This window comes from Raoultibacter phocaeensis, assembly GCF_901411515.1.
GTDB lineage: Bacteria > Actinomycetota > Coriobacteriia > Coriobacteriales > Eggerthellaceae > Raoultibacter > Raoultibacter phocaeensis.
On the sequence record NZ_CABDUX010000001.1, the window covers coordinates 430,810 to 454,884 of the forward strand.

16 protein-coding genes are annotated in these 24,075 nt (G+C 60.4%); 5 read left to right on the forward strand and 11 right to left on the reverse strand.

The window, feature by feature from the left end; translation table 11 throughout:
- The 5 genes from FJE54_RS01805 to FJE54_RS01825 form a co-directional block, all read right to left on the reverse strand.
- The gene (locus FJE54_RS01805) at positions 1-648 is read right to left on the reverse strand and encodes a 4Fe-4S dicluster domain-containing protein (RefSeq protein ID WP_139650956.1); all 648 of its coding nucleotides are present in this window, start codon (positions 646-648) and stop codon (positions 1-3) included.
- 158 nt (positions 649-806) lie between these two features.
- Positions 807-1,673: an NrfD/PsrC family molybdoenzyme membrane anchor subunit gene (gene nrfD / locus FJE54_RS01810; protein ID WP_139650959.1), complete on the reverse strand. Its 867-nt coding sequence runs from the start codon at positions 1,671-1,673 to the stop codon at positions 807-809.
- A 6-nt stretch (positions 1,674-1,679) separates the two neighbouring features.
- Entirely contained in the window at positions 1,680-2,216 is a 537-nt protein-coding gene (locus FJE54_RS01815; protein ID WP_139650960.1) for a 4Fe-4S dicluster domain-containing protein, read from the reverse strand.
- Position 2,217: 1 nt separating this feature from the next.
- Positions 2,218-4,410: a molybdopterin-containing oxidoreductase family protein gene (locus tag FJE54_RS01820; RefSeq protein ID WP_439653126.1), complete on the reverse strand. Its 2,193-nt coding sequence runs from the start codon at positions 4,408-4,410 to the stop codon at positions 2,218-2,220.
- Between the two features lie 88 nt (positions 4,411-4,498).
- A complete protein-coding gene (locus FJE54_RS01825; protein ID WP_180326501.1) occupies positions 4,499-5,365 on the reverse strand; it encodes a molecular chaperone TorD family protein in 867 nt (288 codons plus the stop codon).
- Between the two features lie 182 nt (positions 5,366-5,547).
- Here FJE54_RS01825 and FJE54_RS01830 point away from each other — a divergent pair, with 182 nt between their 5' ends.
- Positions 5,548-7,140, forward strand: coding sequence for a helix-turn-helix transcriptional regulator (locus tag FJE54_RS01830; RefSeq protein WP_439653129.1), 1,593 nt, complete (start codon positions 5,548-5,550; stop codon positions 7,138-7,140).
- Between the two features lie 94 nt (positions 7,141-7,234).
- Here the strand turns inward: FJE54_RS01830 and FJE54_RS01835 are convergent, their stop codons facing one another.
- Both FJE54_RS01835 and FJE54_RS01840 read right to left on the reverse strand, forming a co-directional pair.
- The gene (locus tag FJE54_RS01835; RefSeq protein ID WP_255467166.1) at positions 7,235-7,888 is read right to left on the reverse strand and encodes a SanA/YdcF family protein; all 654 of its coding nucleotides are present in this window, start codon (positions 7,886-7,888) and stop codon (positions 7,235-7,237) included.
- Between the two features lie 284 nt (positions 7,889-8,172).
- The gene (locus FJE54_RS01840) at positions 8,173-9,876 is read right to left on the reverse strand and encodes an FAD-dependent oxidoreductase (RefSeq protein WP_139650970.1); all 1,704 of its coding nucleotides are present in this window, start codon (positions 9,874-9,876) and stop codon (positions 8,173-8,175) included.
- Between the two features lie 266 nt (positions 9,877-10,142).
- Between FJE54_RS01840 and FJE54_RS01845 the strand changes: the two genes are divergently transcribed.
- Together FJE54_RS01845 and FJE54_RS01850 are read left to right on the forward strand one after the other, a co-directional pair.
- The gene (locus FJE54_RS01845; RefSeq protein ID WP_139650972.1) at positions 10,143-11,351 is read left to right on the forward strand and encodes an IS110 family RNA-guided transposase; all 1,209 of its coding nucleotides are present in this window, start codon (positions 10,143-10,145) and stop codon (positions 11,349-11,351) included.
- Between the two features lie 353 nt (positions 11,352-11,704).
- Positions 11,705-13,171, forward strand: a complete 1,467-nt coding sequence (locus tag FJE54_RS01850; RefSeq protein ID WP_139650974.1) for a response regulator transcription factor — start codon at positions 11,705-11,707, stop codon at positions 13,169-13,171.
- Between the two features lie 145 nt (positions 13,172-13,316).
- On the opposite strand, the gene FJE54_RS01855 is transcribed toward FJE54_RS01850, so the two are convergent.
- Positions 13,317-14,288: a putative endonuclease domain-containing protein gene (locus FJE54_RS01855; protein WP_255467167.1), complete on the reverse strand. Its 972-nt coding sequence runs from the start codon at positions 14,286-14,288 to the stop codon at positions 13,317-13,319.
- Between the two features lie 241 nt (positions 14,289-14,529).
- Here FJE54_RS01855 and FJE54_RS01860 point away from each other — a divergent pair, with 241 nt between their 5' ends.
- Positions 14,530-15,975, forward strand: a complete 1,446-nt coding sequence (locus FJE54_RS01860; RefSeq protein WP_139650976.1) for an IS3 family transposase — start codon at positions 14,530-14,532, stop codon at positions 15,973-15,975.
- A gap of 353 nt (positions 15,976-16,328) precedes the next feature.
- Here the strand turns inward: FJE54_RS01860 and leuS are convergent, their stop codons facing one another.
- Together leuS and FJE54_RS01870 are read right to left on the reverse strand one after the other, a co-directional pair.
- On the reverse strand, positions 16,329-18,899 hold the full coding sequence (gene leuS / locus FJE54_RS01865) for a leucine--tRNA ligase (protein ID WP_139650979.1): 2,571 nt from the start codon (positions 18,897-18,899) through the stop codon (positions 16,329-16,331).
- Positions 18,900-19,149: 250 nt separating this feature from the next.
- On the reverse strand, positions 19,150-20,163 hold the full coding sequence (locus tag FJE54_RS01870; protein ID WP_139650981.1) for a coiled-coil domain-containing protein: 1,014 nt from the start codon (positions 20,161-20,163) through the stop codon (positions 19,150-19,152).
- 385 nt (positions 20,164-20,548) lie between these two features.
- Here FJE54_RS01870 and FJE54_RS01875 point away from each other — a divergent pair, with 385 nt between their 5' ends.
- Positions 20,549-22,354, forward strand: coding sequence for a lipopolysaccharide biosynthesis protein (locus FJE54_RS01875; RefSeq protein WP_255467168.1), 1,806 nt, complete (start codon positions 20,549-20,551; stop codon positions 22,352-22,354).
- A gap of 183 nt (positions 22,355-22,537) precedes the next feature.
- On the opposite strand, the gene FJE54_RS01880 is transcribed toward FJE54_RS01875, so the two are convergent.
- Positions 22,538-24,058, reverse strand: a complete 1,521-nt coding sequence (locus tag FJE54_RS01880; RefSeq protein ID WP_139650983.1) for an IMP dehydrogenase — start codon at positions 24,056-24,058, stop codon at positions 22,538-22,540.
- Between the last annotated feature and the right edge of the window lie 17 nt (positions 24,059-24,075).

Here is a 24,075-nt window from a genome sequence, read left to right on the forward strand (position 1 = left end):
TCACCTCAAGTAGTAGACGGACGGCTCGGTACCGAGCTCTTCTTTCAACCTGAACGCGCGCGGCGAGGCGGCGAGCTTTGCCACCGTCGATTCCGGATCGTCGAGATCGCCGAACAGGCGCGCATCGCCGACGCAGGTTTCGCAGCAGGCGGGAGATTCGCCGCGCGCGATGCGGTGGGCGCAAAACGTGCACTTGCGCGCCGTTCCGTACGTGGCCCGGTATTTGCCGCGCGTCCCGCGGTCCATGCCGTATTCGGGCACGACCACCTGCTCGGCTGCCTGCATCTCGCCCTCGTAGGATTCGCCCTCGTCGGCGCTGCGAGCACCGTAAGGACAGGCTGCGATGCAGTACTTGCATCCGATGCAGCGGTTCGAGTCGATGACGACGATACCGTCGGCTCCGCGATACGTCGCCTGCACCGGACACACGGCAACGCAGGGCGCGTTTTTGCACTGCATGCACGGGCGCGGCACCGATTCGATGCGCACGTTCGGATACGTTCCCGTTTCCTGCTCGAGTACGATGTTGTACGTGATCCCCGGTGGCGTACGGTTTTCGGCCTTGCATGCGACGGTGCACGAATCGCATCCCACGCATTTCTCGAGGTCGATAACCATGCCCCATCGGGGAACATGCTGCTCGTCCATAGCGTTCCTCTCTCTCATCCGCACACGCACGGTGCTTTCTCACGCATGCGCTCTAGCGGAATTTGCCGCCATCCGTCTTCGCGCAGACGCCGCTCGAGCGCACTGCAATAAGCAAGGCACCGCAGGGCGAACCTGCGGCGCCTCAGACACGATTCGCCTTACAGGAACACGAGCGGCAACGCAGCGAGCACGACGAGCAGACGCAGAAGGAATCCGCCTATCAGCACGCCCGATTCGCCGATCACGCTCAAGACAAGCGACGTGGTCGACGTTTCGACCCGCTTCGTGATGAACACGGGGTAGCCTTCGATCAGGAAGGGTGCCACCAGACCCAGGAGAACGATACCTCCCCAGAACGGCAGCGCATACTGCCCCATGATGAGCGAATCGACCGTCGCCGCCCCGGCACTGCTTCCCGTATGGACGATGATGAGCATCGTGAACAGCACGACAAGTTCTATCGCTGACAATATCACGTGGCTTTTCTTGATGAGCCACATGTGCTCGAACCGTTCGCGGTCGGTAATCAAACCGACAAGACTCGTTGCCGCTAACCCCGCAGAAAGAGCCGACACCACGAAAAGTATGGGAAGGATGGCATTGTTCCACAAAGGGAAGGTCTTTACCACGCCGAGCAAGAAGCCCGTGTAGGCCGCAACGGCGAACGCGAACACGATGCCGATCCACGTGAGCCACTTCGGAACCTTCTTCTTCAGGATCTCGAGCACGGCCACGATGAGCGTAACGGGCATGTAGATGCAGATGAAGTACACGCCGAGCGTCATGACCGAACCGGGATTCGCGATGAGATAGAAGAACCGCAGCGGATTCATCAACCCGGCCTCCGCATCGAGCATCAGCATGAGCAGGCCGATGCCCACGAACACGGGAGCGATGATGCGACCGGCGATGCGCATCTTGTTGCTCTCAGGATATTTCGCTTCGACGAACGCCGAAGTTAGGAAGGCACCGGCCGAGGCGCCGGCCAAGAACAGGTACCATGCAATCATTGGACCCCAGATCATGCTTCATCACCTCACGTAGAAAATCTTGGATTTGGTCAGGTCGCCCGCGATCGGTTGGGCGTTGTACTTCGCGATAGCCTTCGAGACCTCGCTTTCCGGGTCGTCGAGATCCCCGAACACGCGCGCTCCCGAGATGCAGGTGCCCACGCAGGCGGGCGGATTGCCCGGCGCGCCGTCTTCCCAGCAGAAGCGGCACTTCTCCACCACGCCGGTTTCCTCGTGCACGATGCGGGCTCCGTAAGGGCACGCAGCCATGCAGTATTTGCACCCGATGCACTTGCTCTCATCCACAAGCACCACACCCGAGTCGGTCGTATAGGTTGCATGCGTCGGGCAGACCGCCGCGCACGGCGCGTCTTCGCAGTGCTGGCATTGAAGCGGGATGATCTCGTTGTACACGCTCGGGTACTCGCCGGTTTCGCGCTCCTCGTAGTGGATGTACGCTTCGGATGGCTCGAGGTGGTTCTTCATCTGACAGGCGATGCGGCAGGCGTAGCATCCGACGCACTTTTTCGTGTTGATCAGCATTCCGTAGCGTGCCATGTTATGCCTCCACCTTCTTGACCGTTACCGCAACTTCCTGGCTCATCATCGACCCCACACCCGGTTCCACATCGAAGGGAATGAAGTCGTTGAGCGCTATACCGTACTGGTAGGCGCGCGTCTGATAGGGCGAATCGCCGCCGTAGTGAGTGGGAAGGTACACCACGCCCGGCTTCATGCGCTGCGTCACGTGCACGGCGACCTGCCCGGTATGCTCGCTCGAAGCGACTTCCACCATGTCTCCGTCTGCGATGCCGAGCGCTTCGGCGTCTTTCGCCGCCATCCAGAGGCGCTCCATGTTGTACTGGCGCGAGATGGCGTTCAAAGAGGCGATGTTCTGCGTCATCGTATGCGAATGGATGCCCTGCTTGCCGCCCACGATGGCAAACTCGCCGTCTTGCGGGAACACCTTGCGCTCCACGTAGCCGATAACCGGGTTGAGCCCCGCCTCGCCGACTGCATCGGACTTGAACTCGAACTTGCCCGATGCCGTTTTGAACGTCGGGGTTCCGTAGGCGAACTTCGGATCGGGAAGCTCAACGGTGCCTTCCTTCTTGATGGTCTCGATGTCGACGCCGACGGTTTTCAGCTGGGCGGTTGCAAGCTCTTCGGCAGTGAACTGGAAGTACTCGCCCACACCGCACGCCTCGGCGAGGCCTGAGAATATCTCGTCGCACGCCTTCGTCTCGGGATGGATGGGTTCGAGCACCTTCGTTCGCATACCGACGAAGTGCTTCTTGCCGCCGATCCACTCGGGGAGCTCGAGGCGCTCTATGTAGGTGCACTCGGGCAGCACGTAGTCGGATTGCAGCGCCGTTTCGCTCATCTGCACGTCGATCGTAACAACGAGATCGAGGTTCTGAAGCCCCTCGGTCCACGTTTTCGGCTGCGCGTAGCCCTTGGCTGCGTTCGAGTTGTAGAAAAACGCGCCTTTGAGCCTGCCGTCAAGCATGGCTTCGAGCGCGGCGATGTTCGTGCCCGCGCTCGCGAGGGCAAGCGGGTACTCTTTCGCGCCGATGGCCTTAGCTTCGGGCTTCGGTGGATCGTCGAAACGAGCGTCGTCGAGTTTGCCCGCTTTCGGCGACGAGGTCAGAAGCGCCCCGCCCTTCGCGCCCCAGCTGCCCAGAAGAGCGTTGACCGCAGTGGCGGCGCGGGCGGTATCGAACGAGTTCTTGTACGAGCAGCCGATGACGGCACGCCATCCCGCCTCGATCGACGCAGCGGGTGCCGCAGCCGCCATGGCGCGGGCGAGCTCTTCGATCGTTTCGGCTGGCACGTCGGTGATCTCTTCAGCCCATGCGGGCGTATACTCTTTCGCCTGGGCGGCGAACTCCTCGAACCCGACGGTGTTCTGTTCGACGAATTCATGATCGTAGAGGTCCTCTTCGATGAGAACGTTGCAGAGCGCCATCAAAAACGCAAGGTCGGTACCCGGGTTGATCGGCACCCAGTCATCGGCGAAGATGGCGGAGTTGTTGAGGCGCGGATCGACCGTCACGATACGCGTGCCGGCCTCAGCCGCAGCTGCAAGGCTCGCAACCGACGAGGGGCGGATGCCGTCGCCGTAGCTGCGGCCGATGAACACGACCATCTTCGCGTTGCCGAAATCGGTCGAATAGTTCGACGCGCCGATGGTCTGCGTGTACGCGCTTTCCTTCGACAGGTTGCACGACGAGGAGTGCGCGTACACATTGGCCGATCCGAGCGCGTTCATGAACCGCTTGGCATAGTACTTGCCCGAGGGGCGCGGATCCTGGATGATGGCGAGCGATTCCGCGCCGTTGGCCGCGATGATGTCTTTTACTTTCTGGCCGATTTCGGCAAACGCATCATCCCAGCTGATCGGTTCGAACTCGCCCGATTCGGTGCGACGCATCGGTTGGGTAAGCCGCTCGTCGGAATACGCCATCTGAGCGAGGCCATGGCCGCGCCCGCAAATGTGCCCCTTCGCGTAGGGATGCACATCGCTCCCTTTGAGGGTCCAGAGCTGGCCGTCGACCGTGGTGGCAACAAGCCCGCACTTGCTCGAGCAGCCGTTGCACAGCGACGGCGCCTCCGCTACCACGCCGTCGGCTGCATGTGCCCGCTCGGCCTGCCATGCGCCCAGCGACACCGAGCCGGCTGCTGCAGCTAACGCCGCCGTCGCCGCCGTGCCCTTCAAGAATGTCCGCCTTGAAACGTCTCGCATGAACATCTCTCCTTCCTTGTTTGATCTTCCCGTCTGAGACGATTGGATACATCTATCGAACCATCGCCGGATAAGGCGAAGTGTCCTTGGGGTTTCATGCGCTCGCACCCGCACATGCAGGGGTGAGCGCGCGCACGCCCTCATCTGCACATGCAGCCGATTCTGCATCGCATGCACTCGCGTGTGCACCTTCGCATGCGTCCTCGGCAATCCCGTTTTGCGCAACATCTGCCGCAAGCAGATCGACCAACGCGACGAGCGCACGCAGATGTGCGATCCCGACGCGCAAGGAGTCTTTCTTCTCATCGTCGAGCATTCGGGCCCGCTCGACTTCTTCGCTGCGCGCAGCAAGCGCGTTGTCGTATTCGCCGAGCCAATCGAAATGGTCGGACGCAAACGAGCGCGCCGCCTCTTCGTTGCCGCTTTCAAGAAACAGCTCAAGCAGATCGAGCTCGAGGGCCAGATGGTCGGGCATCGCCGCAAATGCTTCGGGCACCGTAACGCCGAGTGCATCGTATATCGCAAGCACATGCTGCGCCGCGTCGCCGAGGTACAGCCCGCGTTGCGCACCGTAATTGTTGCCTTTGGCTTGAGACCACGGTCGGTACAGCGATTCGACCGGAAGAGCCGCAAGCGGCATACCGGCGACGAGCACTTCGTTTTGGAGCATGCGGCGGATCGGCCATGTAGGCGGCTTGAGCGTACCTGCCGCAAGACCCGAGCATCTATCGATCAAAGCGTGCTGCGCAAGTTCGATCGTGCCGTCGGAAAAGACGCCGTCGGCCGACGCGTATCGCGCACTTGCTGCGCAGCCGCTTTCCGACCGATAGCGCTCGACCGCCTGCCGCACCGGCTCCCACGCATCAGGAGCGCTCGTTTCGCGGTACTCTTCTTCATCCAGACGGGTAAACATGACTCCGATGGACTCAATTGCGTTTACAATATACGATGCACGTTGCACGGCCACATCCTTTCCCGATGCCCCCATCGTAGGCTCGGGTGCGGTCGGACGGGTAATCAGTTTCTGATGATTTGCTTGTTTCTCCTGTTCAAAAGCTTGATTTTGAACAGGTGCCAAACCAAGGGGCTAACAAGGAGGTGAGCGTGGACGATCAGGTTGCGGAATTGCGCGATCGGCGCAGCATGCGCATGGTATGGAAAACGCTACGGCTGCGTCATATCGGACTCGCGTTTTTCTGGGCATGCAGCATGCTCACGTTTCGCAGCTCCATCTTGCTCGTCGGATCCGCAAATACCCCCGAAATCGAAACGCTCGTCGTCATCGCATCGTTCGTGGTGAACATGACTGTGCTGTTCGCCATCGCAGCACGCATCGAAGGTAATCCGCACGCGTTCGAGCGTCTTCCAGCCGGGCTGTTTTGCGCGAGCATCATCGTCGGCATCTCCCTTCTGCATGGGGCAGGCTACTTCGAAACCGATGTGGTTCGCCTGGTGATGCTGTTCGCCGGCGCGGCGTTCTCCGGCATCGGATACGGTTACTTTTGGGGCGGTTGGGCAGAATACCTCGGGCGCATGCATCCCTCGCGTACCTCGTTTTACATCCCGGTTGCTTTCCTGCTCACCGCTGCGCTGTTCATCGCCATCTCGTTTGCAACCGAGATGGCAGGCATCCCCGCGCTTCTGCTCATGATCCCGCTGCCGCTGCTCTCGCTTGTATGCCTGCTCCGCTGCCGACGTGAGGTCCCCGATGGCCACTATGCGCGCTCGACCGGATCGAAGCGATACCTCTCGGCGATCACTTCGCTCATCACGCTCATCGTGGCAAGCCTCGTACTCTCGTGCTTGTTCGGATTCGTTTGGGAATACGCCGTCCTTTCGGTGGGATCGGTCAACGAAGCCCATCAAACCCCGCTTGTCGCCAACCTCGTCGTGGCTGTCGGTTTGGTGGGGCTCGTACTGTACGCGCACAAGCGCATCGATCTTGCACTCGCGTTTCGCGTCATCGTTCCCGTAATCGTGCTTCTGTTCGTCATTCTGCCGTTTTTCTGGGACACGAACCCGATCATGCTCAACGCCGTCATGAGCGCATGCTACGGCGCGTTCGATGTGATCATCTGGTATATGGTTGCCTCGACCGCCTACGACTTCGCCGTTTCGGGTTTCGTTATCGGCGCCATCGTGCGGGCGCTCTCCATTCTAGCGCGGCTCGTGGGCATCGGCATCGGCTATGTGGTCATGCTCATCCCCGACCATCCTCCCGTGCTCATCATCGGCGTGTCCATCGGCGCCGTATACGCCCTCGCCATGATTGCCCTGTTCAACCGCGGCAGACGCGCACGGGCAGGACACAAGGTCGACGAGGTGCAGCCGGATGCGCAGGGCGTCGTGCATCCGGATTCCTCACTGTCCAGTGCAGTGGGCGCCGCATCCGACCTCCCGGCTGCTTCAGCCGACGCACCCGGTACGACCATGGCGGTTGCACCAGGCCCTCCTTCCGACACACCCGGCTTGTCTGCAGCAGATGCATCCGTGCCGCATACCGATGCCCCCCTGTCGCCTGAAGCCGTGTTCGAGATGATCGCCGAGGATTACAGCCTGACCCGCCGCGAAGCCGAGGTGCTCCCCTACCTCGCCCGCGGACGTTCTGCGAAAGTGATCGCCGATGCGCTGTACGTGTCAGAAAACACGATCCGCACCCACACGCGCCGCATCCTCGAAAAGACCGACCTCCACTCCAAACAGCAGCTCATCGACCTCATCGACCAGTACCAGTAAGGGGACACAGGAACACAGGGGGACGGTCCTTTTGTGCTATCTTGATAGCACAAAAGGACCGTCCCCCTGTGTTCCCCCTGTGTTCCTAGAGCGGCTACTCGATGTCGTCGCCCGAGCCCTCGAGGCTGATGGGGTCGCCGACGAACTTCGACGGATTGCCGATGAGCGTTTGGAAGAAATCCTTCGTGCGTGCAGGTATTTCGCGCAGATCGAACCAAGCCTGGTTACCATACGTATGCAGGTCGCTCGGAACGCCGACAACCTCGATGCCAAGGCCATTTGCGGCATAGAGGGCGCGGTAAAGATGGTAGGTCTGTGTGACTACCACCATATGCTCGACGCCGAATACGTGCTTGGCGCGGTACATGCTCTCGTAGGTAGAGAAACCCGCATGGTCACAGAAAATATCCTCGCTCGGAACGCCTTTCGAGATGGCGTAGTTCTTCATGGCGAGAACTTCGTTGTACGATTCGGTGCCGTTGTCACCGCTCATGATGATTTTAGGGGCCGCACCGGCGAAATAGAGCTCTATGCCGCGGTCGATACGATCCTGAAGGATGCCCGAGGGTGTACCATCGGGCAGCACCGATGCACCGAGCACGAGAATGCACTGAGCGTTTTCACGAGCAGCCTCATCAACCGAAACGAGTCGATCGTCACCCGTCTTGATCACGACGGCGTTCGTAATGCCCACGACAGCAACAACGACAACGACCGCGGCAACGACGATCAGCGCAAAGGTTCCCACCACTCCATGTTTCCTATCTTTCGGCATGCGCCCGATGATACCAAACGCCCCGCCCCGCGCGGCCGCCTTCATCCTCACCCTATCGAAAAGGGACAGGTCTTTCACAAGATGCCCGCCGCATCCGACACACCCATCGGCGCACAGAGACCCGTTAGCGGTTCGTGATCCAATAACCGCAGTTGCTGAAACCTTTGAACGGAAAGAAGCGCCGGACGATGCCGGCGCTTCTTCCTAGAGGGAGAATGGTGCGATTCAACGTTCGAAATCGCAAGAATCAACCAGTTTTACGAGAGGTCGCCCGCCAGTAGACGTGCAACGTGGCGGCCCTGCGTGGAGGTGCGACCCGAGGCGCAGCCCACGATGTACTCGGGATAGTTGCCCGAGAAGAAGCTTCCCGACACGTCACCCGCAGCATAGAGGCCCTCGATGACCCCGCCGTCCTTGTCGAGTACCTGGCAATCCTTGTTGATGCGCAGACCGTCGAGCGTAGTCAGAAGCGATCCGCCGAACCAGCAGCCGTAGAACGGAGGCGTGCGCAGCTCGGAAAGACGGTATGCCTCCTTGCCGAATTGCGTATCCACTTGGTTGTCGAACATTTCGTTATACTCGTCGACCTGGGCGAGGAACTCCTCTTTCGGAAGCTGCATCTTCTCGGCAAGCTCTTCGAGCGTATCGGCCTTCACCATCACGCCCGCTTCAAGCGCAACTTTGCAGAACTCGTCGATAGGCATGCCGGCAGCCATCATTTGGTTGGCGAACGCCGAGCAGCCGACGGTAGAGAAGCGCAGGATGTCTTCGGACGCGTTACCGTCGAACACCTGGCACCACACGCCGCCCGGCTGATAGCTCGCCGCAAAGCACATGAAGTCGTAGGGCATCGATTCGTTTACGAAACGCTTGCCGTTACGGTTCACCTTCATGAACGGCTGGCTGCCGACGTTCTCCTGGAAGATGGTTCCGGGAAGCATGGCCTTTTCACCTTCGCCGACGTAGCCGCAATCGACGCCCGGCTCGACGGCGCCGCGGTCGAAGATCATCGGAGCGGGATCGGTGTCTTTCACGCCGCCCGCCCACAGCCCCGCCTTGAGACCGTAGCCATCAGTGTTCGGCGCGTAACTTGAAGCGGTGCAGCACTCGAGGGCAGCAGGTTGCAACGCACTCATCATAACGGGGTTCGCCGCATAGCCGCCAGTGGCAAGAAGGGTATTCTTCGCATTGATCTGCACGTTGCCGTCGGGCGTGTTGAAGATGGCTCCGGTGACCTTCGACCCTTCGCCCTCGTGGACGAGCTTCACCAGTTCATGCTTGTAGCGGATTTCGTTGCCCAAGCTTTTGATATGCTCGGCGAGAATATCGTTTCGCATAGGAGGCGTATAGGGCGTGAGGTACACGTGCTGGAGATACGGCAGATAGTAATCGGTTCCGCCGGTGGGATGCTCGGGCGGCATGTCGAATACAGTAGGCTTGCCCGCAGCCTCCATCATCGGAGCGAACCATTCGATCATCTCGGCGCTCTCGTCGATCCACACCTTGATGACGTCCTGATCGCACTTGCCCGAAGCGTAGCGCGTAAGCTCGTTTAAGAGCTTGGCCTTATCGACTTCGTAGCCCGCCTGCTCGGCGTACATGCTGTTGACCGCGCCGAGGTACTCGCGCGTTTCCTGCACGCTATCGTTCTTTTCGCACAGAATGAAATCAAGACCGAGATCGGCCGCCGAACCGGCAGCGCACATGCCCGCCGTACCCGCACCGATGATGAGGAAATCGGTTTCTTCGGTACTCGCGATATCGGTCACCTCGGGCTCGGCACCGAGCCAATCGGTTGCCGGCTGAGCGCCGTTGCTCGGAGCGGCATCGGCCTTTCCAGCGCTATCGTCCTGCGGCGAGCAGCCAGCAAGTCCGACTACCGATCCGGCTGCGGCGAGCGCCCCGAGTCCGATGAATCCGCGACGGGTGAGCCCGCTTTTCGTTGTGTCCATGCTATCCATGAATCCCTCCTATAGTCTTCTTATCGCTTTTTGACTGTTCCAATCGAATCATTCAGAATGCGATGCAGTTACTGGCTGGGCAGGCATGTCGGCATGTGTCCTGGGGCGTTTCCGACCCTGCGAAGGAGACTGACAGCCTGCCCCATTCGGGGCGGATCGCGGATTAGCTGGATGGCGGAGCCTCATCGAGGCTACCCCGTATCTCCTTCAGGAGGTTGCGAGCCCGTTTGGTGAGCAGGGGCCTGCCGCGTACGGAAGGCGGGACCATGATCTATGCCGGGATAGACATAGCGAAAAACGAGCACGTTGTCGGTGCGACCGACGAGCGCGGCCGCGACGCGGCGAAGCCGATGCCGTTCGCGAACTCCACCGAAGGGTTCGGCAGGTGCGTCGCCTACCTCGAGGGGCTGGCGGAGTCGAAGGGCGATTTGCTGGTGGGCATGGAGGCGACCGGCCACTACTGGCTGCCGCTGTTCTGCCGCCTGCAGGACGAGGGGTACGCCGTCGCTGTCGTAAACCCCATCCGCACCGACGCGATGCGCCGGTTCAAGGGCAGCTCGCGCGTGAAGACCGACATGATCGACTGCGTGCTCGTGGCCGAGACGCTGCGCTGCGGCGACTTCGAGCCGAGCAAGCTGGGCGACGAGGCCATGATCGAGCTGCGCCAGCTCACGCGTCTCCACCAAGAGCTCAAGGAGAGCGTCGCCGACCTAAAGCGTCAGGTCGTAGTCGCTCTCGACCAGGTCTTCCCCGAGTACGGCTCCATCTTCTCCGACACCTTCGGCGAGAGCTCGAAAGCGTTTTTGAAGAGGTGCCCGACACCTGAAGAGTGCCTCGGGGTGAGAGCCGACTCCCTGGCGAAGACGCTCGAGAGGGCCAGCCGCGGCAATCTCGGGCGCGATAAGGCCGACGAGATCAAGGGCATCGCCAGGACGTCGTGCGGCATCAGCGTGGCGGCCTCCGTCTTCTCCTTCCAGATCAAGCTGCTCATCGAGCAGATCGACTCCATAGAGGGGCAGATCGCCGAGGTCGGGGCCAGGGTCCGCAGCGGCATCGAGGCCGTCGAGCCGCTGATTCTCACGATCCCCGGCATCGGGCACGTGCTCGGTGCCCGGATCGTATCCGAGATCGGCGACATTCGCCGGTTCCGCAGCGCGCCCGCCGTCGTGAAGTACGCCGGCATCAACCCTTCCGTGAGCCAGTCCGGCAAGTTCTCCTCCAACGAAAATCACATCACCAAGCAGGGATCGCCCTACCTGCGCCGCGCGCTCTACCTGGCGGCGATGGCCCAACTCAAACTGAAGACGCCGTTCTACGACTACTATGCCGAGAAGCGCTCCGAGGGGAAGGCTCACCGCGAGGCGCTGATTGCCGTCTCGAGAAAGCTCGTCCACGTGATTTACGCCGTGCTCTCGAGGCAAGAACCCTACGACCCGGAGGTCGCGAGGAACCCCCTCGCATCGCGTTCCGAGTGATTCGATATGGGACTGTCAAAGTGCAAAAATCTACAAAGTGAAATTCCTCGCAAAACTGCTTTACGGGTCTTGACTACTCATAGCTGGTCTCCTTCATAGAGATTTCGGTTCCGATCGAGCGGGCTTTTCCGTATCCCCGCTCGCATCGTGTGCCGCCACTCTATCGCGCCCTCCGCATTCTGCCGTCACCCTGAGAACGCGAACTTTCCCTTCTTTCGGAGGAAACCGTTGGGATGCAAATCGCAGCGCCGATCGCCCCGAGAGGGTGAACCTCGCTACAATGGCATTTCACCTCTACAGTTTCGCCGAATGGTCGGCTACACTAAACCCACGGGGATTTGGGAGGAACTTGAATGAGCGACGTGACGGCGTCAAAAACGATGGCGATACGAACGAGCGCAGGCCTTGCGCTGCTGCTTGTGAACGGCTTTCTGCTCAATAACTTCCTGTTCCCCCAATTCATCGGAATCAACGACGGCGCTCGTGAGATATCGACATATTGCGGTGTCGTGTTCTTTGTTCTTCTCGGCATTGCAGCCTATCGGAAACCGAGCGTCTTCGTCGAAAAGGTGTGGTCGGCGCTTTCGTTCGCCGCGATCGCCATCGGTATCGTGTGCCTCTATTTCGGTATTACAACACGCTCCTCCCCCCTGCTTGCCATCGGCAGTCCGTTTGGCGGCATCGGAACGGTTTGGACCACTATTCTCGCGTTCATCGCCCTCATGAAGCTCGGACCCGCCCGATGCACGTTCTGCATTCCCGCCGCCTTCGTGCTGAGCTACGTCATCAATATGCTGCTTTCTCTGATGGCCATTCCCTTCGCAGTTGGGCTCGTGCTGTACGCTGTTTCAATGCTCGCTGCGTTCGCCCTCGTGCGTACCTATGCGCTCGACACGGTCAGGACCATCCGATCAGTCGATTCCCCCATCGTGCTCGACGTGACGAACCCGTCGTCCTACCTGCCGTTTTCCCACCCGGTATTCGTTTCGATCATGCTGTTCAATGCCGCGTACGGCTACGCTTTGAACCTCCAAACCGCCGTCGAAACACCCGTTCAAATGCTACTGTCGTACGTGCCGGTCACAATCGTGTTTTTTGCTGTGGCGATAGGGCGCGCAAAACTCAACGCCGATATCCTCTTTCAGACCTCGACGCTGCTCGTGTTCGCAGGCTTCCTCATTGCGCCGCTCGTTCTCATCGGCTCGGGAATTTCGGGAGGCTTGCAGCTTTCGGGTGCCTTCCTCCATGCAGGAGCAAGCACGTTCACCCTGCTCATGTACTTCCTCGTCGCTGTGGTCGGCTCGCGCAATCCCCTCGGCGGCATTACAACCGTCGCCTTCGCCATGGGCGCTTCCTGGTGCGGCATAGGAATCGGGGCCCTGGCAAGCCAGGCGATCGGCACGCTTACGGCTGGCAATACCGAAGGCATCCTGTGGGCGTCGGCGTTCATCACCTTCGGATTCATGTTCTACAATTTCGTTGTGCTGAAACGCTTCAGCTTCGAATCGACCATCCAGGGCATCGTACCCGTTGCTCCTGCAGCAATCGAATCCGTCTCCGAAAGCGCCGCCGAGGACACGCCGAGCCTCGAAGACAACTGCCGAACCGTCGCCGAAAGGTTCGGCTTGACGAAGCGCGAGTCGGAAGTGCTCGAGTTGCTCGCACGCGGCCGCACGAGCCCCGTCATCCAAGAAAAGCTGTTCCTCTCGCACAACACGGTGAAAACCCACGTGCGCCACATCTACACGAAGATGGGAATCCATTCGCAGCAAGAGCTCATCGACATCGTTGAGCATGCAGAAGAAGCGGAAGCGGTATAGCAACACGCAGCGAAGCGGGCGTAAGCCTCAACTGCAATGTACACAAACAAGGTACCGACGTGAAACGAACCGTGGATGCGAATTCGCTACCCGACTCGAGCAGCGCTACGCCATCGCCGCCCCGCTTCTGCCTACCGAGAGTCGACTATTCCGCCTCGTGCAGCGTCTCGAGCAATTCATCGCGAAGAGCGAGGTGCTTGCGTGTGAAGCCGGGATCCCTATAGCGCAGACGCTTGCCGGTCTGTATGGCTATCTGCTTCGCCAAACGGTTGAAAGCGCCGCCATCTGCTATCTGACCTCGAGAGACGACCATCATCGTAAAGCCGAGAACAACAAGCGTATTGCGCCGCCTGGAATCGCTTTCCTGACGCTCTGGATCAAGGTGGTACTTCTTGCTGTCGTACTCGACGCACAGTTTGGCCTCCGGCCAGCACAAATCTGCCTTGCAGTACGCACGATCGGTAACGCTTCTCATGCTGGACGGCACGTCGACCTGGTAATTGAGCTGCGGCCTTTCGATCCCGTAACCCCCTAAACCGTACGGCAGACAGAGCAGCATAGTAAGCACCGTTTCCATAGGCGAAGCCGAACCGTCCATGCAGTAGTAGAGCGCTCGCAGGGCTTTCGTGCGTCCCGGCGCATTCGAACTTGCTTGCACGAACGCCCTCAACTTGGTAACCGAAGTGAGCGGCGCACTTCGCTCTCGGGAAGAGCCGTCGTCAACCACGGCATAGGTGCCGCACAATTCGAAGCAAAGCTGGATGAGTTTAGCGAGCGATAGGCGCGTCGCCATCTGCAAGAAGCAGAATTCGGGCGAACTCATGAGAAACCCCATGCCGGCATCGATGATCGATCGTTCGGGCAAGGTGGCCCAGACGCTGCTCGTTACGCTTTTGGTGCGCGTGCGCAATACGTCTTTGCCGACGAGCGTATGTACGGGAAGGCCACAGCCCGCTGGACGAAAGTTGCCGCCCTCAAGCTGCGGCTTCTCTTCGACAGCAAGCGCCTTTTGGGCACGCAACGTCGCTCTCCGACGAGCTTTGCTATCGTGCAGGAAGCCAAGACCCACCGATCGCCAGTACGCCAGAGCCGATTCGTATCCGATAACGATATCCATGTTCCCATGATACCAGATTCTGGCACAAAATTGGAGGTTTGACAATTATATAATTATTTACATTATATAATTTGATAATAGAGCAAAAGAAACGCCTGGTCGCAAAATTTCAAACGGGCGATTTTAAAATATAAGATGTTCTACAATTGTCAAACCGGAGGTGCGGCAGGAAGCTGGACCGCCGGCAGGCGGTCCACGACCGATCGAGCGGCCCCCGCGGGGGCCGCGAGGAGGGAGCCGCATGTACACGGAAAGGGAGAAGGTCCGCTACGTCGAGACGATGTGGGCCGAGGGGCTCACGCCCCGCGCCGCCGAGCGGAAATGGGGGACCCCGTCCAGGGAGTCGCTGAGGCGGTGGCTGGAGCAGGCCGAGGAGGGCTCCCTGCCGGCGGAGATGCCCAGGGTGAAGGGGCGCGCCGAGCACGCGCCCCACTCCCGCTACCCCGAGGCCACCAAGGCGGAGGCCGTCCGCCTCTACGGCCTCGGGGAGAAGCCCGCGCACATCGCCCGCCGCCTCGGCATCGCCGAAGCGAGCATAATATCGGTCTGGAGCAGGAAGGCCCGCAAAAGCGCTATCATGTCCGAGACCGGCGCGGAGGGCGCGCCGCGCGAGGACGAGGGGGCGAAGCCGGGCATGGGGCAGGCGGCGGGATCGGACGACAGGCGGATCGAGGCCCTCCGGGCCGAGCTCGAGGAGGCGCTCTTCGAGGTGAGCGTCTACAAGGAGCTGATGCGCGACCCAAAAGCCGCAAGCCCGGCGAGCCTGTCGAAGAGGCGGCTCGTCGGGTTAGGCGAGAGGCTGAGGCGGGACTGCGGGTGCTCCCTGGCCCGGATCTCGACGTTCTTGGGAATCTCGAAGAGCACCTACCTCTACCACCGGGCGAGGCTCGATAGCCCGTCCGGCATGACGGACGGGGGCTTCGACGGGGCCGTGGCCGCGGCCTTCGCGGAGAACGGCGGGATCTACGGCTACCGCCGCCTCAGAGCGGCGCTGGAGGCCGGCGGCGTCCGCGCGCCCGAGCGCAGGGTGCGCGAGTCGATGGCGCGCCAGGGGCTCGTCGCCCGGTGCTCCAGGTCGGAGAAGAGATGGAGCTCGTACGCGGGCGAGGTGTCGGACGCGCCCGGGAACCTGCTGCTCGGCGAGCACGGGAGGCACGACTTCTCGGCGGCCGCGCCCAACGAGCTGTGGCTCACCGACATCACCGAGATGCGGGGGCGCGACGGCAAGTGCTACCTGTCCGCCGTCGTCGACTGCTTCGACGGCAAGGTCGTCGCCTGGCGCGCCTCGGAGAGCCCCAACGCCGAGCTCGCGAACTCCACGCTCGCCGACGCGATAGCGACGCTTCGGGAGGGCCAGCGTCCCGTCATCCACTCCGACCGCGGCGGGCACTACCGCTGGAAGGGGTGGATCGCGCTGTGCGAGGGGGCCGGCCTCGTGCGCTCGATGTCGCGCAAGGGGCACAGCCCCGACAACGCGGCGTGCGAGGGCTTCTTCGGCCGGGCGAAGGTCGAGGCGTTCCATTCGCTCGTGCGCGCGGGGGCGCCCGTCGCCGAGATATTCGAGGCCGTCGCGCGCTACATCACGTGGTACAATGACGGCCGCCTCAAGACGTTCAGGGAGAACGGGAAGAAGGCCACCTGCGAGACCATCGAGGGCCGCCGCAGGAGGCTCGGGCTGGCGGCCTGAGCAGTCCAAGAATCCTGCCGCACCCCCAACCTCCAATTTTGTGCCAGATTTTGCCGACTCGGGAACAGAAACGTACCGGTAGAGGGCTTTCGCGAGATCATTCCGCTCGCATAGTAAAGATCTCGACAAATGCGACGTACTCGCACTTGCAAAGATGCGGGCAGGCGCACTACGCGCGCAAACCTAACAAGCACAACTTGACTGCACCCTCAAGCACTTGAGATACGGCATTCCGCATGCAAAAACGCCCGCTCGGGTTTCGACCGAGCGGGCGTATGCATCAAACTCTGATTGACGCGTCGGGGCAGGCTGACCGCAAACCCCGAGCAGCGTCCACGCGTAAGCGCGCGGTTCTACTTCACCACAATGTTCACCAAGCGACCGGGGATCACGATCACCTTGACAGCGCTCTTACCTTCCATGGCGTTCGACACAGCGGCAAGCGCGGTTTCCTTGATCACGCCCTCTTCGGCGTCAGCGGCAACCATGATGCGGCTTTTCACCTTGCCGTTGATCTGCACGGCAAGCTCTACCTCGTCGGCCTTCGCCTGTTCGGGATCGAAATCGGGCCACGGCTGCTCGTGCACGGAATCCTCGTGGCCAAGTACGGTACGCCACAGCTCTTCAGCCCAGTGCGGAGCCATGGGTGCAAGCAGCACTACGATGGTCTCGGCCACATCGCGGTCGAGCTTAGGCAGGTGATCGCATCCGCCGCGCGTATCAGCAGAGACTTTGCGCAGGTAGTCGCCTGCGGCGTTGGAGAGCTCCATGATGGCGGCGAGCGCGGTATTGAAATTGTTGCGATCGATATCGTCGATCACCTTGCCCACTACGCGATGGCGTTCGCGGTTGAGCAGCTCAGCGGCAGCGGCTCCTTCGTCCTGAGTTGCCTCGCCCTGGCAAAGCGTATCATCGCCCGCCTGGCCCATGAGGTCGTTCACCTGACGCCACACGCGGTTGAGAAAGCGGTAAATACCGGCAAGACCGTCTTCTTCCCACTCGAGATCTTTGTCGGGCGGTGCCATGAACAGGATGTACGTGCGCACTGCATCGGCACCGTACTCGACGATCATGTCCTCGGGGGCCACGGTGTTGCCCTTCGATTTGGACATCGTTTCACCGTTGAGCTTTACCATGCCCTGCGTAAGCAGGTTCTGGAACGGCTCGTCGAAATCGACGAGACCGATGTCGCGCAGCACCTTCACGAAGAAGCGCGAATAGAGCAAATGCAGGATCGCGTGCTCGATCCCGCCGATATACTGGTCGACAGGCAGCCAGCGGTTCGCCTTGGCCGAATCGAACGGCGCAGTATCGTTGTGGGGATCGGTGTAGCGAAGGAAGTACCACGACGAGCACGTGAACGTGTCCATCGTATCGGTCTCGCGATGGGCAGGGCCGCCGCATACCGGACAGGTGGTCTCGTAGAATGGCTGGTAATCCTTGAGCGTCTCGCCTTTGGTGATGTCCACCTCAAGCGGCAGCACCACGGGAAGATCCTTTTCGGGCACCGGCACTACACCGCACGTTTCGCAATGGATCGCGGGAATGGGATTTCCCCAGTAGCGCTGGCGCGAGATGAGCCAATCGCGCAGGCGGAACTCGACCTTGCGGCGGCCGCGGCCCATGGCTTCGAGATCGGCTACGATGGCCGCTTCGCCTTCCGAATGCTTGCCGCCCACCATGCCGGTGTACGCTCCCGACTGAACGAGAATACCCTCGGCATCGAACGCGTGATCCCACGGCACTTCGGTACGCACGCGCTCGGCAACGCCCCCAATCTCAGGGTAGAGCGGATCGTCCTCGGAAAGGATAATCGGAATGATAGGCAGATCGTATTTGCGAGCGAACTCGAAGTCGCGCTGATCGCCGCAGGGCACGGCCATAACCGCGCCCGTACCGTAGTCGGCAACTACGTAGTCGGCAACCCATACGGGCACCTTTTCGTTGTTGATGGGGTTGAGCACGTAGCGGCCCGTGAAGGCGCCGTGCTTCTCGCGATCGCCCTGTGCGCGCTCGACGGCGCTCACCTTGCTCGCAGCAGCCACGAGATCGGCCACTGGTTGCTCGTATTCGGAGCCGCTCACCAGATCGGCGAGACCCTTGTATTCGGGAGCAAGCACGAAGAAACTGCACCCGAACAACGTGTCGGCACGCGTAGTGAACACGGTGATGATATCGTCTTCGGTCGGCTTGGCGGGAGCGTTTCCTTCCGCATCGCACAGGATGAAATCGACCTCAGCGCCTTCGGAACGGCCGATCCAGTTCGCCTGCATCTGCTTCACGCGCTCAGGCCAGCCCCCGAGCTGGTCGAGGTCGTCAAGCAACTCCTGGGCGTAATCGGTGATCTTGAAGTACCACTGCGTAAGGTCGCGCTTCTCGACCGCTCCATGACATCTCCAGCACGTGCCGTCGATGACCTGTTCGTTGGCAAGCACGGTAGCGCAATTCGGGCACCAGTTCACTGGCGAGTTCTTGCGCTCGACAAGATCCTTCTCCCACATTTTGAGGAATATCCACTGCCCCCAGCGGTAGTACTCGGGATCGCACGCGACCACCGTACGGCTCCAGTCGTAGGAGAAGCCCATACGCTTGCAGGATTCCATCTGGGTGTCGATATTGGCGTAGGTCCATTTCGCGGGATGGCTGTTATGCTGGATAGCTGCGTTTTCGGCGGGAAGACCGAACGCATCCCAACCCATCGGGTGCAGCACGTCGAACCCTCGCATGCGGAAGTAGCGGGCGCGCACATCACCGATCGTGTAGTTGCGCACATGCCCCATATGGAGGTCACCCGAGGGATAGGGGAACATCTCCAGGATGTACTTCTTCGGTTTCGAGGGATCCTCTGTCACGCGGTTGAGGCCCTCGTCCTCCCACGCCTTCTGCCAGCGCGGTTCTATCTCGTGCGGATTGTATTCTTTCATGGCGTTTCTTCCTCGTCGGGGCTGCGGACATGATGCCCGTTCGATCGGTGCGGGCAGCGGAGCGGTGCAGCGGACATAATCACAAGTGGTGCTTATTATAGTGATATCTCAGAATATGCGAAGCAGACAGGGTGAAATCTCCGCATGCGGCGTCCAGAACGCAGAGCCGCATGGGCGAGCTCGGATCTGCTGTATCCCGATTCAGTTTGGAAACCTCCGCACGGCATGCGGTGCGCGAAAACATCGGTCGCTACAAGAACCGATACGCCACCTGTCGCACGCCCCATTCGTTGACGTTGTTCGCACCGAACGCTCTCCACACGCCAGGTGCGAGATCGAGCGCACGCCCATACGATTCGAAGCCGCCGACATCGGTAACCGTTGCCACGAGGCTCATGCCGTTGTAGCTGATCTCGACCGCACTGCCCAACAGGTACCGTTGGCTGATGGGTACGGCGACCGTATACGACGTCCAGTCGAGCGGAATGCCCGACGCGGTAGCGTCCCATCCGTCGTTGTCGGCAAAGCTGTAGGCCGAAGCGAATCCTAGCTGCCAACTGCCATCGATCGCACCCCCTGTCGCGAACAGCGGCCCACTCGGCGCAGCAAGGGCGGCCATACGCTCGAGCCGCTCACGCTCCGCCTCGTCAACGCGTGCGGAAGCCTCGTCCACAAGCGCTTTAGCCTCGTCCTCCTTCGCGGCAAGTTCGTCCCTCAGAGCGTTCTGCTCAACCTTCTTCGCATCGAGCTCTTTGATGACGTCCTCTAAAGCCTGCTTTTCGTCAAGTTGGGCTTGCGCTTCTTTCCCCAACGACGCCTCGATTGCATCGAGGTAGTTCACCATATCGATGAGATCGGATACCGAATCGGTTGACAACACCATGTCATAAAGCGTCACGCCGCCGAGCTTGTAGTGGAACACCGCACTGTTCTGCAGGCGCTTGAGGCTCGTTTGGTAGAGCCTCTGCGCCTCTTTCACCTGCTCGATCGTTGCATCGATCTCTTCTTGCAGCAAAACGATCTCGCCTTCGAGCGCGGCTCGCTCGTCCTGCAACTCCGTCAAACGTGCTTCGGCTTCCTCCAAGGCTGCCTGAGCATCGGCCACTTCGTCCGCATGGGCCGAAACGGGCGCGCCGCACAGGATCGCAGCAAAAACGCACCAGAAAAGAACGCAGCAGAGCGCACCTCGTGCGCACATGCGGACAGTCGCATCGTGGTCGCGAGCGAATCTTCTCAGGGTTTCGAGCGAACCTCCCGCGCACATGCGGACAGCTGCCTCCCGGGCTGAACCCCGAAAAAGGCCGGTCGATTCGTCGTTGTAGTGTTTTCGTATCATGCCACCAGTATAGCGGTTTCTCCGTCGTATGCGGAAGAGACACCTGCTCAGGCACCGACTTGTTTCCGGCACCGAACCCGTTTTCCCGATCCGCCTCTCGCACGCGGAAGAGTTCCGCCCGAGCACGGCCGCATCCCTTATTCGAAAACCAACCCGTTTGCACGTATAGAGAAACGGACGGTTTGTTGATTGCTCATGTGCTTGAAGAGTACGCGGCGTTCTTTGATCTATACTCTTCTCGTTATCGAATCGAACTACAGAAGGTCGCGAACATCGGCATGACAAGCACAACGCGCGAAAGTGAGCAGGCTCCGTGGTAAACCGACACCTGCCCGATCCGAACAACCCGAATATGCGCACGAGAAAGCTCGGCAAGGGTGCTTCCGCCGAGCGCGAGCATGCGTCTGCCGCACTGCGCGGCGAGCGCCCGCAGCGAACAACGGGCGACGGCGACGGGCGGACCGAACGCACGGCAGAAACCATCGGGCGCCACGAGCGGGCGACTCCGGCGCAGCAGGCAGGGCGCACCCACAGCGAGCCAACTGCGCAAGACTCTTCCGAAACAAAAACGTTCGGGCCTTCGGGCCGAGCCGTGCGCGGCAAGAAGCAGAAGAAACGCAAGCCGAATTTTGTTACTCGCTCCGTCAACAACTGGTGCAATCGCCTGCTTGGTGCGGTTTCCGACCGAACGCTTGCCGAACAGGAAGAGGAATACGCCGCCCACCGTACAACGCGCGACTTCGTATGGAACACCATCGGCGTCGGTGCGTGGGGCATGGTATTTCCCGTGCTCACCATCGTGGTTACCCAGCTTGTCGGCGTGGAGCAGGCAGGTATGTTCTCGCTTGCGTTCGTTACGGGCCTCATGCTCATGTTCGTGGCGAACTATGGCGTGAGAGCCTATCAAGTCTCTGACATCAACGAAGAGCACTCGTTCTCGGATTACCAGATCAATCGCATTCTCACCTGCATCATCATGGTTGTTGCAGGAGTTGCGTACTGCTCTTTGCGCGGCTACACCGATCAGATGCTGCTCATCAGCATGGGCGTGTATCTCTACAAGATGATCGACGGATTGGCTGATGTGTACGAAGGAAGGCTCCAGCAGGTGGATAAACTCTACCTCGCGGGCATTTCCCAAGGGTTTCGCTCCGTCGTGGTCGTCATCGTATTCAGCATTGTGCTGTTCGTCTCGCGCAACCTCGAAGCGGCGTGCATCTCGATGGCCATCGCCTCGGCAGCCACCTTCTTGTTTCTCACCTTCCCGCTCGCGCTCTTCGAAACCCCGAAATCCCGAAAGTGGAGCTTCGGCAGCGTGTTCGATCTGCTGAAGCAATGCTTCCCGCTGTTCGTCGCACTGTTCATGTACAACCTCATCGACAATATGCCGAAGTTCGTCATGGAGGGCGTGCTCTCCTACGACAATCAGCTCTATTTCAATGCGCTGTACTTCCCCGCCCATGCGATCCTGCTGACATCGGGATTCATCTACAAGCCGCTTCTGCTGCGCATGGCAAACGTATGGGCCGACCCCGCTAAACGCAAACGGTTCGATCTCATCATCGTCGTGATCTTGGCCTCCATTGTGGTGATGACGCTTGCGATGGTGCTCATTATGGGATCGATCGGCCTGCCCATCATGAGCTTTCTGTACGGCATCGACTTCGCGCCATTCCGGGAGCTGTGTTTCATCATGCTCGCCGCAGGCGGCGTAACGGCCGCCATCGAATTCGTCTACCAGGTGATCACCGTGCTCCGCCGCCAAAAAGCGGTCATGAAACTTTATTTGATCACGTTCGGCTTCTCGCTGTTCATCCCGATCCTGCTCATCAACTTCACGGGACTGCCCGGTGCCGTCATCGGATACCTCATCGTGATGTGCATTCTGTTCGTGCTGCTCATTTGGGAATACTTCCGCATCCGCTACGAGATGTCGCGGCAGACGGCAGCCGAGAAAGCGGAGGCCGGCGCCCACAACGCCCGAGATGCGGCGCGTGAAAAGCGGCGCGCTCGCGAAGACGCTGAGTTCTCCTCGTACGGCAGCCACGCTGCGCGGGCGCGTTCGCGTACCAGCACCCGAGAAAGCAGTGAGCGCTCAGGCAATCATACGAAAGAATAGATCGTCGCCTGCCAAAAGAGACCGGGCAGAAGAAGCAGACTTCGCTCGTGCGCCTTGCCTTCAGCTACCCAGCGTGCCAAGGAACGCGCGCGACCTATCCGAAGGCCCCTTCCGCATGCTTCTGCAAAAAAGGATGCCCCGGCGATCCGAGGCATCCTTCGAACTTGACTTTGTCGTTGCGCCCTAGCGCATGGAGCCGGTGCCGTACGGCGCTTTGTCCTTGAGCACGACGTCGTGCGCGCCTCCCTCGACGATGGACGTGGAGCTGACCACCGTGAGCTTAGCCTTTTCCTGCAGCTCGGCGATGGTGAGCGCACCGCAGTTGCACATGGTAGAACGCACCTTCGAAAGCGTGAGGTCCACGTTGTCCTTGAGCGTGCCGGCGTAGGGTACGTAGCTGTCGACGCCCTCTTCGAAGGAAAGCCCCTTCTTGTCGCCGCCGAGATCGTAGCGCTGCCAGTTGCGGGCGCGGGCCGAACCTTCGCCCCAGTACTCTTTCATATAGCTGCCGTTGACGTTGACCTTGTTCGTGGGGCTCTCGTCGAAACGGGCGAAGTAGCGGCCGAGCATGAGAAAATCGGCGCCCATGGCAAGTGCGAGCGTCATGTGGTGGTCGTAGACGATCCCGCCGTCGGAGCATACCGGAATGTAGACGCCCGTCTCTTCGAAGTACTCGTCGCGTGCCTTGGCGACTTCGATAAGCGCGGTCGCCTGACCGCGGCCGATGCCCTTCTGCTCGCGCGTGATGCAGATCGAACCGCCGCCGATGCCCACCTTCACGAAGTCAGCGCCGCATTCGGCGAGGAAACGGAAGCCCTCGGCGTCGACCACGTTGCCGGCACCCACCTTCACCGAATCGCCGTAGTGCTCGCGCACCCATTCGAGCGTGATGCGCTGCCAGTCAGAGAAGCCCTCGGAGCTGTCGATGCAGAGCACATCTGCGCCGGCCTCGACGAGTGCCGGTACGCGCTCGGCGTAGTCGCGCGTGTTGATGCCCGCGCCCACCATGTAGCGCTTGTGGGAGTCGAGCATCTCGAGCGGATTCGACTTATGGGAATCGTAATCCTTGCGAAACACCATGTACATGAGGTGGTCTTCGCCGTCCACCAAAGGCAGCGAGTTGAGCTTGTTGTCCCAGAGGATGTCGTTCGCCGTCTTGAGGCTCGTATCCTCGGGGGCCACGATCATGCGCTCGCGCGGAGTCATGAAGTCGACGACCTTCTCGGAGGGATCCATGCGCGACACGCGGTAATCACGGCTGGTTACGATGCCGAGAAGCTTGCCGTGCGCCGATCCGTCATCGGTGACGGGCATGGTGGAGTGACCGTATTCCTCTTTGAGCGCGAGCACGTCGGCAAGCGTTGCCGTCGGCGCGAGGTTCGCGTCGCTTGTGACGAACCCGGCTTTGTAGTCTTTCACGCGCGCGACCATGGCCGCCTGGCTCTCGACCGATTGGGAACCGAAGATGAACGAAAGCCCGCCTTCGGTAGCAAGCGCGATGCCCATGCCGTCATCGGACACCGACTGCATGATGGCTGAAACCATGGGGATATTGAGCGAGATCGCAGGCTCTTCGCCCTTCTTGTACTTCACGAGAGGAGTTTTAAGGCTCACCTTCGCAGGTATGCACTCTGAAGAGGAAAATCCGGGAACCAGCAAGTACTCGTTAAAAGTACGGGACGGTTCGTCGAAATAGTAGGCCATGGACAATGCTCCTTTGC

Coding starts and splice junctions, on each gene's coding strand:
- leuS (WP_139650979.1), bottom strand. CDS start 18,899: ATGAAAGAATACAATCCGCACGAGATAGAACCGCGCTGGCAGAAGGCG.
- FJE54_RS01840 (WP_139650970.1), bottom strand. CDS start 9,876: ATGGATAGCATGGACACAACGAAAAGCGGGCTCACCCGTCGCGGATTC.
- FJE54_RS01820 (WP_439653126.1), bottom strand. CDS start 4,410: ATGTTCATGCGAGACGTTTCAAGGCGGACATTCTTGAAGGGCACGGCG.
- FJE54_RS01830 (WP_439653129.1), top strand. CDS start 5,548: ATGCGCATGGTATGGAAAACGCTACGGCTGCGTCATATCGGACTCGCG.
- FJE54_RS01845 (WP_139650972.1), top strand. CDS start 10,143: ATGATCTATGCCGGGATAGACATAGCGAAAAACGAGCACGTTGTCGGT.
- FJE54_RS01870 (WP_139650981.1), bottom strand. CDS start 20,163: ATGTGCGCGGGAGGTTCGCTCGAAACCCTGAGAAGATTCGCTCGCGAC.
- FJE54_RS01850 (WP_139650974.1), top strand. CDS start 11,705: ATGAGCGACGTGACGGCGTCAAAAACGATGGCGATACGAACGAGCGCA.
- nrfD (WP_139650959.1), bottom strand. CDS start 1,673: ATGATCTGGGGTCCAATGATTGCATGGTACCTGTTCTTGGCCGGCGCC.
- FJE54_RS01880 (WP_139650983.1), bottom strand. CDS start 24,058: ATGGCCTACTATTTCGACGAACCGTCCCGTACTTTTAACGAGTACTTG.
- FJE54_RS01855 (WP_255467167.1), bottom strand. CDS start 14,288: ATGGATATCGTTATCGGATACGAATCGGCTCTGGCGTACTGGCGATCG.
- FJE54_RS01815 (WP_139650960.1), bottom strand. CDS start 2,216: ATGGCACGCTACGGAATGCTGATCAACACGAAAAAGTGCGTCGGATGC.
- FJE54_RS01805 (WP_139650956.1), bottom strand. CDS start 648: ATGGACGAGCAGCATGTTCCCCGATGGGGCATGGTTATCGACCTCGAG.
- FJE54_RS01860 (WP_139650976.1), top strand. CDS start 14,530: ATGTACACGGAAAGGGAGAAGGTCCGCTACGTCGAGACGATGTGGGCC.